The organism is Paenibacillus sp. N119s (assembly GCF_059447605.1).
Map to the genome: position 1 here is coordinate 1 of NZ_JCAJRU010000155.1, position 12,466 is coordinate 12,466.

Annotated in this window: 10 protein-coding genes and 1 riboswitch; of the genes, 9 read left to right on the forward strand and 1 reads right to left on the reverse strand. The window is 47.3% G+C overall.

Going from position 1 to position 12,466, the window contains the following annotated elements; all coding sequences use genetic code 11:
- From AC5V8P_RS17080 to AC5V8P_RS17100, 5 genes are all read left to right on the forward strand, one after another.
- The coding region (locus tag AC5V8P_RS17080; RefSeq protein WP_495473738.1) for a penicillin-binding transpeptidase domain-containing protein at positions 1–965 on the forward strand (965 nt) is incomplete at its 5' end.
- A 180-nt stretch (positions 966–1,145) separates the two neighbouring features.
- The gene (locus AC5V8P_RS17085; protein WP_064798025.1) at positions 1,146–3,224 is read left to right on the forward strand and encodes a peptidoglycan D,D-transpeptidase FtsI family protein; all 2,079 of its coding nucleotides are present in this window, start codon (positions 1,146–1,148) and stop codon (positions 3,222–3,224) included.
- 82 nt (positions 3,225–3,306) lie between these two features.
- Positions 3,307–4,056 (forward strand): Cof-type HAD-IIB family hydrolase, encoded by a 750-nt coding sequence (locus tag AC5V8P_RS17090; protein ID WP_064798026.1) that lies wholly within the window; start codon positions 3,307–3,309, stop codon positions 4,054–4,056.
- A gap of 50 nt (positions 4,057–4,106) precedes the next feature.
- Positions 4,107–4,586, forward strand: coding sequence for a DUF456 domain-containing protein (locus AC5V8P_RS17095; protein ID WP_063209561.1), 480 nt, complete (start codon positions 4,107–4,109; stop codon positions 4,584–4,586).
- 133 nt (positions 4,587–4,719) lie between these two features.
- A complete protein-coding gene (locus AC5V8P_RS17100) occupies positions 4,720–6,354 on the forward strand; it encodes a putative polysaccharide biosynthesis protein (RefSeq protein WP_064798027.1) in 1,635 nt (544 codons plus the stop codon).
- Between the two features lie 11 nt (positions 6,355–6,365).
- Here the strand turns inward: AC5V8P_RS17100 and AC5V8P_RS17105 are convergent, their stop codons facing one another.
- Positions 6,366–7,655, reverse strand: a complete 1,290-nt coding sequence (locus AC5V8P_RS17105; protein ID WP_064798028.1) for a DUF2515 family protein — start codon at positions 7,653–7,655, stop codon at positions 6,366–6,368.
- Between the two features lie 234 nt (positions 7,656–7,889).
- On the opposite strand from AC5V8P_RS17105, the gene AC5V8P_RS17110 reads away from it, so the two are divergent.
- The 4 genes from AC5V8P_RS17110 to AC5V8P_RS17125 all read left to right on the forward strand — a co-directional run bounded on the left by AC5V8P_RS17110 (position 7,890) and on the right by AC5V8P_RS17125 (position 12,052).
- Complete coding sequence (locus tag AC5V8P_RS17110) at positions 7,890–8,234, forward strand: thioredoxin family protein (protein WP_063209556.1); 345 nt, start codon at positions 7,890–7,892, stop codon at positions 8,232–8,234.
- A gap of 215 nt (positions 8,235–8,449) precedes the next feature.
- The gene (locus AC5V8P_RS17115) at positions 8,450–9,382 is read left to right on the forward strand and encodes a COX15/CtaA family protein (RefSeq protein WP_063209554.1); all 933 of its coding nucleotides are present in this window, start codon (positions 8,450–8,452) and stop codon (positions 9,380–9,382) included.
- Between the two features lie 129 nt (positions 9,383–9,511).
- On the forward strand, positions 9,512–11,278 hold the full coding sequence (locus AC5V8P_RS17120) for a UbiD family decarboxylase (RefSeq protein ID WP_063209552.1): 1,767 nt from the start codon (positions 9,512–9,514) through the stop codon (positions 11,276–11,278).
- A gap of 54 nt (positions 11,279–11,332) precedes the next feature.
- The gene (locus AC5V8P_RS17125; RefSeq protein WP_064798029.1) at positions 11,333–12,052 is read left to right on the forward strand and encodes a Cthe_2314 family HEPN domain-containing protein; all 720 of its coding nucleotides are present in this window, start codon (positions 11,333–11,335) and stop codon (positions 12,050–12,052) included.
- Between the two features lie 128 nt (positions 12,053–12,180).
- A riboswitch (SAM riboswitch) is annotated at positions 12,181–12,319 on the forward strand.
- The last annotated feature ends 147 nt before the right edge of the window (positions 12,320–12,466 follow it).

Sequence of the window (12,466 nt, forward strand, 5' to 3'; positions counted from 1 at the left end):
AAAACGCTACAATAAAGAACGTTGGCTCAGGTCAACCTGGACAGCATCCAGATTCTACAGTGCTTCTGGGATCTACAATTAAGCCGCTGTCTGTTCTTATTGGATTGGAAGAAGGACTGTTTACAACAAATACGTACTATCAAGACACAGGAGCTGCTTATTTTGGACGTAACAACTCTTCACGGGTACGCAACGCATCTGGTCATGTGTACGGTTCAATGGACCCGGCTACCGCTATTCGCCATTCCTCCAATGCCTTTATGGTCGATATGGTTGGCAAGCGCTTATATAACAAATATATTAATAACGCAGCAGAAGACCAAGGTGTTAACGTATGGGACCGCTACATGAAGGAATTTGGATTAGGTGTTTCTACTGGAGTAGACTTGCCTGGTGAGTTCCGGGGTTGGCGAGAGTATACAAGTAAATCCGAGTCTGCACTTTCCAAATTAGCATATGCATCCTTTGGTCAACAAGGTAAATATACGCCTATGCAACTTGCTCAGTATACAACGATGATTGCTACAAAAGGTAAACGGATGGAGCCGCATTTGGTCAGTCAAATTAAAGATACCAATGGTAATGTTGTCCAGACGTTTAAGCCGAAGGTGCTGAATGAAGTGAAATTCCCGGATGCATACTGGAATGAAGTCATACGCGGAATGGCAACAGATGTCAGCGCATTTAACGGCTTTCCGTATGACTTTGCTCGTAAAACGGGAACATCACAGCAGAGTGTAGGCAGAGAACTAAAAGATAACGGGGTATTTATCGCCTTTGCACCACGCCAGCATCCGAAGCTGGCCGTAGCCGTTGTCATTCCTGAAGGAGGCTTCGGGGCTTGGAGCGCCGGACCTGTGGCACGTAAAATCTTTGATGCTTATGATGAAGTATATGGTCTGGACGGTGTTCCTAAGAAAAAGGATACAGCGACAGCCGATTCTAATGCAGCTAAACAGCCATAATTATTTTATACAGATTTTTACTCATATAAGCTTTCCTCAGCCTTTGGACTGAGGAAAGCTTTTTTTGTTCTTTATACGTTTTCTTACAAAATTGTCACCTTAAATTTCATCGTTTCTTGCTTTCAATATGGTAGGATCAGGAATAGGAGACTTTATTGGAAGGAGTAATGACCAGCTAATATGGACAGAGGTAGTTTGGACAAAAAGTTTTCATTCAAAAAGAAAAATGATGAAGAGAATGCTGAATCACGAAAAAAGCGGACGGTTTTACGAACCAACCTACTGTTTTTTAGTGTTTTTGTGCTGTTTGCCCTAATCATTACCCGACTAGCTGTATTGCAGTTTGTACAATCAGAGGAGCTAAAGGGTCAGCAGCAATCGATAAATACCAAAAATGTCCCGCTTACCCCAAGTCGCGGTACGATTTATGACTCCACAGGTAAGGTTAGACTGGCATATTCCACCCCGGTGCAGTCCCTGTACGTAACTTTGTCTAAGGATTATAGCAAGCGTACGGAAAATAATCGCAAGCCGGGGGAAAAGCTGCTCCCTGAGCTTAATGCTTTTGCTGACAAGCTTGCTAGTAAATTAAACGAACTGGGTCGTGCCGAAGGAGAGCAACTTGATGCAGAGGAGATTATCAAGCGACTCGACCCTGATTATATTCAATATAGAGGATTTACCCCGCGTTTGGTCAAATCTGATCTGAGTCCGAAGGAAATCGCTTATTTTCTGGAGCATCGAGCAGAGTTTCCAGGTGTAGAGGTTATTGAAGAAAGTGTACGCCATTATGACTCGGATCGGGTAGCAGTCCAAACGATTGGATATATGTACAAATTCAAAGGAGCCCGAGCAAATCGGACCAAATATAAAGAGTTGTATGAGGCCAATTCGGAGGTCCTAAGACCGGAACAGGTATATTCGGAAAGCGAAATAGTCGGATATGATGGCTTGGAGCTTCAGTACCAGGACGAGCTGAGAGGAAAAAACGGATATAAAACGGTAGAGGTCAACCCGCGCAGCATGCCGGAGGGCATTGAATCCATTACTCCTCCTGAAAAAGGACATCATTTATATTCCACCATCAACAAGGAAATTCAGCAGAAAACCGAACAGGCCATTATGGATCAGCTTCGCTCGCTTCATACTCATGCCGTATCGGGGGAGCTTCATCAAGACGCGACCACTGGCTTCGCTGTAGCGATGGAGGTAGAGACCGGAAATGTCGTGGCAATGGCCAGCATGCCGGATTATGACTCTAATGTATGGAAAAGTGGGAGTACCTCGCCTTCGGTATATGACGAAATTCAGCATAAAATGGGAAATGGAACAATTAAATCCGTACCTAGCGGAAAAGCGGGTCCACATCCAGAATCCTCGGTGATTCTGGGTTCAACCATTAAACCGCTAACCGTGCTGATCGGGTTGAAGGAAAACCTGTTTTCTCCCGGACAGACTTATCAGGATACGGGAAGTGCATACTACGGCAAAAATCGCTCCAGCCGGGTTGGGAACTCTAGCGGACATGTGTATGGTTCTTTGACACCTAGCAGGGCGATTGAGGTCTCGTCGAATACGTTTATGGTGGATATGATCGGCAAGCCGCTGTATGCCAAATACGGAAGTAATGCAGGGATGCATCAGGGAATTGATGTATGGGACAAGTATATGAAAGAATTTGGATTAGGCGTTCCGACTGAAGTAGATCTGCCGGGCGAGTGGGCAGGCAGACTTGAGTATACGAGCAAGCATGAAAGTGCGCTGACACGTTTGGTACAGGCATCCTTTGGTCAGCAGGGAAAGTATACGGCCATGCAACTGGCCCAGTATACGACTGTACTGGCAACAAAGGGCAAGCGCATGCAGCCTCATTTGGTCAGCAAAATTGTGGATGACCAGGGGAATCTCGTACGTGAGTTTAAGCCGAAGGTGCTGAATGAGGTCGCTTTTTCAGATACGTACTGGGACACTGTGGTTCGCGGCATGGCTACAGATGTTAAAGCGTTTAACGGATTTCCTTATGATTATGCCCGTAAAACAGGGACTTCTCAGCAGGTAGTGGGTAGTACGGTTAAAGATAACGGGGTGTTCATTGCTTTTGCTCCCCGTCAAAATCCGAAGCTAGCTGTGGCGGTGATCATTCCTGAAGGAGGCTTTGGTGCGACGAGCGCGGGACCTGTTGCGCGTAAAATATTTGATGCGTATGACGAAGTATCCGAGCTCGATGGTATTCCCAAAAAGCCTCAGGCAGCGAAATAAGGGTTTGAATTCTTTTGTGGGCATCTCTTTTTCATGGTAAAATGTCGTTGGACATAAGGGACATACAGGAGGAAGAGAGACGATGGGAGAAAACCAACATAAATACAAACTGCTTGCGCTCGACATGGATGGAACTTTACTGAACGATAATCATGAAATAAGTCTGGAAACGATTAATTGGATTAACAAGGCGATTCAGGAAGGGATTCATGTATGCTTGTCCACTGGACGTGCAGCGATGCATGCTTTGCCTTACGGTCAGCAACTTGGTCTGGAGACGCCTATGGTAACCGTAAATGGCAGTGAAGTGTGGAAATCGCCTCACGAATTGTGGCGCCGCTACTTACTTGATAAGGAGCTTATTCGCAAGATGCACCAGATTGCCGTAGAAACAGACTCATGGTTCTGGGCTTACTCAACTGAGGAATTATACAATAGAGATCGTTGGCCGGACACATTGGATACACAGGAGTGGCTTAAATTCGGTTTTAATACGGAAAATGACGAAATTCGCCATCAAATTTTGCTGCAGCTTCAGGAGTTGGGAGGACTTGAAATTTCCAATTCCTCGATGACGAATCTGGAAATTAATCCGGCTGGTATATCCAAAGCCAGTGGCATCGCTGAAGTGTGCGACCTGCTTGGCATTACGATGGAGCAGGTGGTTGCCGTTGGCGACAGTTTGAATGATCTGGCTGTGATTCAAGCGGCTGGACTGGGCGTAGCGATGGGGAATGCCCAGGATACTGTAAAAGAAGCTGCTAATGTAGTCGTGGCTTCGAATAATGACGACGGCATTGTAGAAGTGATTCGTGATTATGTGCTTGTGTAATAAAATAAATAAGGCACAAGCAAGATGAATAGACGAAAAGGAGGAGGCCCATGGACGTTGTAGGCTGGATTGTTGTCATTGTACTGTTCATTGTGGGCATGGCGGGAGCGGTATATCCCGTATTGCCGGGGGCGCTCGCCATCTATTTTGCATTTTTTGTATACGGCTGGTTTTTCTCGTTTGCTTCATATAATAAGTTATTTTGGATTATACAAACCCTCATCGTCGTGGCTCTTTTTATAGCCGATTATGCTGTAAATGCGTGGGGAGTCAAGCGATTTGGCGGCTCACGTCTGTCGGCGATCCTCAGTACTGTGGGGATCATTATTGGCCCCTTCGTTATTCCGGCATTCGGTCTGATTTTGGGACCATTTATCGGTGCTGTGCTGGGTGAACTGATTGGCAAAGCCCCGCTAGATCGAGCAATTAAAGTAGGTTTTGGCTCGGTCTTGGGCCTCTTTACCAGCACCGTGATGAAAGTAATTTTGCAGCTTGCTATGATTATTGTATTCTTGATTTGGGTGTTATAATCAGAGATTCGTTTATTATGATTTGCAGAGACAGAATCGACATGCGGCTCCGCACCGGTGATGGCTCAGGCCATGACTATTTGTTGCGGGGCTTTTGCATGCATGTGAACAGCAAGAAAGAAGGGAACGCATTTTGTCCAATAAAGAAACATTCCTTAAAGGTACGCTTATTTTAGCCGCTGCCGCCTTGGTGGCCAGAGTGCTTGGTCTGGTACAGCGCGTTCCATTGGAGCATTTGCTCGGCTCCGTCGGGAACGCCTCGTTTACCATTGCCAACAACGCTTATTTGATGCTGCTTACGGTTGCTACGGCTGGCATTCCCAGCACACTGAGCAAAATGGTTTCGGAACGCTACGCACTGAATCGGCCTGCGGAAGCGCGACGTGTGTATCGTGCGGCTTTGATATTCGCAGCCGTAGCCGGTATTATCATTACCGCGCTGCTGTATTTTGGAGCGCCTTATTTTGCCGAGCGTGTAGCAGGGGTTCCGCAGTCAGCGCTGGCTATTCAGGCTTTGGCACCTGCTTTGCTGTTGTTTCCTGCCATTGCCATGATGCGCGGATACTTCCAGGGACGCGGTAATATGACCGCAGGCGGTATTTCGCAAATTGTCGAGCAGGTCGCACGGGTAGCAACCGCAATTCTGCTTGCCTTTATTATTTTGAAGCTTGGTTATGGAGATCGTGAGGTTGCGGCGGGTGCCTCCTTTGGGGGAGTCATGGGAAGTCTTGGCGCTTTGGCGGTCATGTTGTACTACACGGTGAAGTTGCGTCGTCAGGATCGCCAGGACCGTCAAGAGCAATTCCAAGAGGAAAGCTCTGCGCTACCGATGATGCGCATTTACAAAGATATTTTCAAGCTTTCTATTCCCATTGTATTGTCGTCCTTGACGGTTCCGGCGGTCAATTTTATTGATACGTCGATTGTGGTTAGACTGTTGTCTGGACAAGTGGGATTGGATCAGGCCACTACTCAGTTGGGTTATCTAGGTTCTAGGGCACAGAGTGTGGCAGGCATTCCGCCGATTTTGGCTATTGCACTCAGCCAATCGCTCATTCCGATCATTTCGGCGGCTTTTGCCCGTAAGGACGAGCAGCATTTACAAAATCAGATGACGCTCGCCTTGCGTATCTCTATTTTAACTGGAATGCCAATTGTGCTGGCCTTATGTGTAACTGCTTATTCCATTAATGGTCTGCTATTCAGCTCGCTTGGAGGCAGCGGAATTATCGCTGTTCTGACACTCGGGACGATCTTCCAGATTACGATGATGACCTCTAATTCGATATTGATTGGTATGGGCAAGCCACGTATTTCAATGATCAATGTGATGGTCGGTATCGTCGTGAAGTTGGCAGCGAGCTGGCTGCTGGCTAGTTGGCTTGGGATTTACGGGATTATTGCCGCAACCGGATTGTGTTTTCTCGTCATTACGTTGCTGAATTTGCGTGTGCTGAAAGGGATCGTTTCCTTCTCGATTATGGGCCGTCGCTGGGCAAGCTTCGTAATTGCAGTCGTAGTCTCGGGAGCTATCGGGTACGGTGTAAATGAAGCCTGCATTATGCTGGTACATCTAATGCCTGCGCGTGTAGCCTTCTTGATCGCGTGCTGCATTGCCGGAGCGGTTGTACTGGTATGCTACTTGGTATTGCTGGTTGCACTGCGTGTATTGCGCAGGGACGAGCTGGGTAACTATCCGCGTATATTGCAGAAGGTGTTGCGTCCGTTAATGCGTCTACAGCGTGAGTCCACAGGACATCGAGGCTAAAGAGTCATCATTCAGTGGAAGGGCCGTAAGTTGTTATGGGCATCATGGGCCATTGCTGTTTTTTGAATGCCATGACGGTGTTCATGGCGCATGGCAAATAACAGAGGCCGTCTTGGTTCACTGAGATGCCCAAGCGTGGAACCATCCTGAAACCAATCATAACGAGGGATCGGATCATATGCTGTATCTGACCAGACGGCGTTCAACTCCGGGCTGTACAAACGTTGACCCGGCGGAAGCCATTCATGCGCTAAAAGCGTTGCACTCTCTTTTGGAGAGCGCAGCGCTTTTTGTTCGTTGGGAGTGAACAGTCCAGGCCAATAGTCGCTGCGAGAACCGGTATGCGGCACGCGGGTAGCAAATGCGGTTACCTGATCCAGTACCTGCTGATGACCAAACAACATAGCGTAGAGGCTTTTGCCAAAGCCGATCCGCTCGTCCAGATGGCCGAAACGCTCCATGACAAGTCCGGCAAGTCCATCATTTAGCCCAAGCGGAAAAATAATCTGATTGAGCTGAAGCCAGTCATGCAAATAAAACCCTGGTTTGTGGGTTACAAATTTTTGGAAATACGGATCTTTCACGACCCGTCCTTCAATATAGTTTTGTTCATTAATAATGAGCGCCACCGTCAAAAGAGAACTATCCCGCCAAGCCCAGAAACGTTCCCAAAAGGGCTTCATGAATGGCGAAACGTGAAAATAAGGCAATAAATGAAAGCAGCTCCGTCCCAAATGACGGCTATGCATGTAAAGCTGCAACTGCGGATAAGCGTCCTGGAAAATAAGGGCGTTACAGCGCTCCAGCAGTCGATACAGCCACTCCTTTTCCTGTTCGTCGAACAGGTCGCCAATAAGCTCACTCTTCAAGTCGGTCATATTATAGCCGCCGTTACGGGAAACTAGATGAGCGAGTAATGCCCAGTGCAATTCAGGGTAGCCACGATAGCAGTCGAGGTAAGCGGCCGTGCGCGTAATGTTGCTGCGATTCTCCTGTGCTGTGTCGTTCTTGATCCGCTCCAGCAGCTCACAGTCTGTTTCACATAAAGGCATATTTAGAGAAGAGGGACGCGTAGCGGGACCGTTGACCAGCATTAACGCTTCAGCCTCATTCATAGCGGACTGTGCCGACTGATAATCCCACGGCAGATCACGTAAGGGATAGCGTAATTTACGGGATTCGGTCCAGGCCGCACGTTTGCCTTCCCATGCCTCTTCCGCAGCACGCGGAACGGAACCCAGTAACTTTAGCCCTCCCTGAAGCTGTCGAGATGCAGCATGGAGCCATTCGGTCAGAGACATGTTTAAATAACCTCCTTTCAAGTGCAGGCATTCCCGTATTCCAACAAGTATGTTGGGTATGCTGTAGGATGTTTGTCACTGTTGTGGATTCTTAAGTATAGCTTTAGTATGCCTTAATGAGAGGGCTTCCAATCAGCATGTGAGCAGAATAGGGAGTGTGCAAAAGCCTTACTTGGCGTTAAAATAGAAAGTACAGGATCTTATGCACAAAAGAATTTAGAGGAGGAATTATATATGCAAAAAATCGTCTCTCATGAAGACTTTAATAAGGCAATATCCAATTCAGGCGTAACGGTAGCTGTGTTCAAGGCGGATTGGTGCGGGGATTGTCATTTTATTGATCCGTTCATGCCTGATGTGGAGCAACAATATGCAGACAAGCTTACATTAATTGAGATTGACGTAGAACAGGCCGAAAGTGTCAGTCAAGAGCAAAATGTTCTGGGTATTCCTAGCTTTATCGCTTATAGTGAAGGCCGAGAGTTGGTACGTCTGGTGAACAGACTGCGTAAATCCCGCGAAGAAATCGAGCAGTTTTTGGACCGGGCTGTAGAAGTCCATGCTAATCTCGCAAAATAATTGGATCATGGTATGTATGATGGGCCCGCAGGGCACCATATCATCAAGACATTCAGAAAGCCGCTTCCTTCAGTAGGAGGCGGCTTTCTTACGGACACGTTCACATTTTGTCAACAAAGCTCGTATGTCAAGGACCGATATATCAGTTATAATTACTTTAAGTGATCATTTCACAACATCTAAAGTGAATAAATATTATATTTGGAAGGATACGGGTGAATTCATTGAATAACAAAATGAGAATATTAAAATGGCTGGCACTCGTAACATGTATTGTCATGTTTTTGGCTACCTTTGGTGGAGGGGTCGTGACGCGAACGGATTCGGGCCTTGGGTGTGGACGAGAATTCCCGCTTTGTAATGGTAAACTGGTTCCGGCGCATACCATCGCATCCCTTATTGAGTTCTCGCATCGCTCCGTCAGTGCCATGGCCGGGATTCTTTCTATCGCCTCGTTTGTTGGCTTTTTGCTGTTTATGAAGCATCGGAAGGATTTACAGCTATTCTCGTTGCTCACGCTATTGTTTGTAATCATACAAGGTGCGATGGGGGCGTTGGCTGTCATCTTCTCTCAATCGGCTGCAGTCATGGGACTGCATTTTGGCTTTGCGCTGATTGCTTTTGCCAGTGCGACCATGATGACGCTGGGGGCTTGGCAGGAGCATGCCGATTCACGCTACACTCCGCGTCTGATTCCTGGGCGTGTCAGTCGGGGTTATCGTAACTTTATATGGCTGTCAACGATCTATACCTATATTGCTGTCTATTCAGGGGCGTTGCTTAGTCATTCGGTTATCCAGAAGGTTGTAAATATTGGGGGCATTATTTCTCCACTGCTGCTTCATCAAATTTCAGCTGGTCTACTGTTTGTCATTATTTTGGCTGTGGGTCATTACTCGTACCGTTATCATCCGAATCACCGGGATATTCGTACACTGGGTGTCGTTTCGGTCCTATTGATCATTCTTCAAGTGGTGATTGGCATTATCTTGCTGTACGTCAATAGACCTGAAATTTACATGTTTATCGTGCTGGGACATATGCTGGTGATTGCATCATTGTTCTCCATTCTGGCTTATCTGAGCTATCGTGTATGGCAATTATCACCTGACCGCAAGCTGATTCCGACCCAGGCACAGCGATCCTAAGCATTCGTAGATCATAGTGAAACGTATTTTTGCCCAAAAGGCGCTTGAACACGTATAATAACATCATAAGAAACAAACCAGGCCCACGAGTTTCTCGAGGGCTTGATTTGCTTAGGAGGAATTATCCAGTTGATCTATCAGAATTTGCGCCAATTTATCGAAGCGCTGCGTAAAGAAAATGATCTTAAAATTATAGAAGCACCTGTTGATCCTTATTTGGAACTGGCCGAGATCCACCGAAGAGTCATACAGGAAGAAGGTCCGGCGCTGCTGTTTACCAATGTCAAAGGCACCCCTTTTCCTGTCGCCAGTAATTTGTTTGGCACAAATCGCCGTGTGGATATGGCTTTTGGTCCTCGCCCAGAACAACTGATGGATGCAATTGTAGGCGCGACCAAAACGTTGCTGCCACCTACACCCAAAGCATTGTGGAATGAACGTGGGCTCATTAAGGACATGCTAAAAGTAGGACTAAAAACCGTATCTCATAGCGAAGCTCCTGTTTTGGGTGTTCGCCGTACAGATGCTCCGCTGGCTCCACTGCCTAGGGTGACCAGTTGGCACGAGGATGGAGGGCCGTTCATTACGCTTCCGCTGGTGTATACCGAGAAGCCAGGCCAACCCAAGGATCACAATTTGGGAATGTATCGCATCCAGATTTATGATGATCAGACGACTGGAATCCACTGGCAGATCCATAAAGGCGGTGGTTTCCATTATCATGAAGCCGAGCTGCGCAATGAGCCGTTGCCGACGACGATCATCATCGGCGGCCCGCCTGCCCTGATTGCGTCTGCGATTGCGCCGGCCCCGGAAAACTTGCCTGAGCTAATGCTGGCATCCCTTATTATGGGGGGCAAGCTGCCCATGACGGAAGACCCGCTTGGGGGTCACCGTATCCCGGCAGAAGCCGAATTTGCGATCAGCGGCTATGTGCCGCCTCATGAACGCCGCCCGGAAGGGCCGTTTGGCGATCATTTTGGCTATTACTCATTACAACATGACTTCCCTGTATTTCATGTCAAGCATATGCATCATCGCAAAGATGCCATTTATCCGGCAACCATTGTAGGTAAGCCACGGCAGGAAGACTACTATCTTGGCGAGTTTTTGCAGCGTCTGTTGTCGCCTGCCTACCCGCTTGTGATGCCTTCCGTCAAGTCATTGTGGGCATATGCGGAAACGGGTGTACATGCATTGGCAGCGGCAGTCGTACGTGAAAGCTACTCCCGTGAAGCGCTTGTATCGGGCTTTACGATTCTGGGTCAAGGTCAATTGTCATTGACCAAATTCCTGATGCTGACGGATCGGGTCATCGATTTATCTGACTTCAACCTGCTGCTCGAAACCATTCTGGAGCGGTTTAATCCAGCAAGAGATTTGTTTATTTTCAACCATACCTCTCACGATACACTCGATTACACGGGCCGTAAGCTGAATCACGGCAGTAAGGCGATTCTGATGGGAGTAGGCGAGCCTGTGCGTGAATTGCCTCGTGCTTATGAGGGAGGCGATCTGCCAGGAATCCGTGACATCGAACCCTATTGCGGAGGGTGTCTCGTCGTTTCGGGTGACTCCTTTGAACAGGAGCCAGAACTCGCTGCGCGTGTGTTGGAACGATTAGCGGCGGGTGAGCAAGAGTGGCCGCTTGTCTTTATCGTGGATGATGCCAAAGAAGTCGTGCGCTCCCAAGCCTCGTTCCTGTGGACGGTATTCACACGCTTCAACCCGGCTACAGATATGTACGCCGACAGCGAAGTACGTTTGCACCACCTGAACTATAAGCTGCCAATTGTAGTGGATGCACGTATGAAGCCGGGCTACCCTGATGAGGTACTGCCGCGTGAGGATATTGTTAAACTTGTAGATCAACGGTGGACGAGTTATTTTGCTTGACGCCTGTTAAAGCATCAAACAGCCGGATTTTACAGATATGAAGGAGGCGTGAGCATGATACGCAAGCTGTTGGGCGAGCCCCCACGTGTAAACAGTGGTCTCCTGCTGGATGCCATGAATAGCATGTCAGACATGTTGCATTTACTGGAACGGCAAATCCAGGCGAGTGGTGATCCGACGCATGACTTTCGGAAGGCAGAAATTTTGACACGTGGTCTGATGTCGTCTTTGGATGAACTGGAGCAGAGCCATCATGCTGCCGCCTTCTTCCGTAAGAAAGTAAAAGCCGGATACGCCGAAGATATGAGCAAGGATGAAAAATCCGATTATGCTTTATATGTTTTCTTTTATAAGGATGGGTTTGTGCGAGTATTTTCCATTTTGGATAAGCTTGGTAACTGGATGAATGACCTGTATGATTTAAAAACAGGGCAGTATAAGGCGCATTATTCTTATTTTACTGTGTTGCGACAGCTCAAGTATCTTAAAATGCATCCTGCATTGACTGATAATCTAAATGATATCAAGGACACATACAACGATGCTATCAATCGGCTACGTAAGCGGCGAAATACGGAGATACACTATATGAATACGGAAATGCAGGATGATCTCTGGCAACGACACCGTGCTTTATATGGCAAAATCCAACTGGAGGACCTCGATCACCATCTGGAAGATTTGCAGCAGGGCTTGGAAATGGTGTGCCGGTCGCTGTTCAACGTTTTTTCTTATACTACGAAACATTGGGAGAACCGGGCAGTACGTCCATAATTATGACAGAAAATATCCTTTGACAAAGCAATGTAAACTAACTATACTGAAACCTAGTTTCAGAAAAATGCTTGAATTATTTCTAACATAAACTTAACGGACAGCTAAAGCTGGAGTTTAACATATTTTTCTTATCCAGAGAGGTGGAGGGACTGGCCCGATGAAGCCCGGCAACCCGTTCTTTCCCGGTGTAATGCACCGGGAGGGAACATATGGTGCTAATTCCTACAAAACCGCTAGAGTTATTGCGGTTTTGGCAGATGAGAAAAGGTTCGCAAGGTGGGGCCCTTTTCATTCTGTGAAAGGGGCTTTTTTGTATAAATAAATAGCGAATTTATACAATCCTGAGAGATGACAACTGGTTAAAAGGGTAAGGAAGAAGTGAAGGAGGTCGCAGCACGTTGATAGAACTTA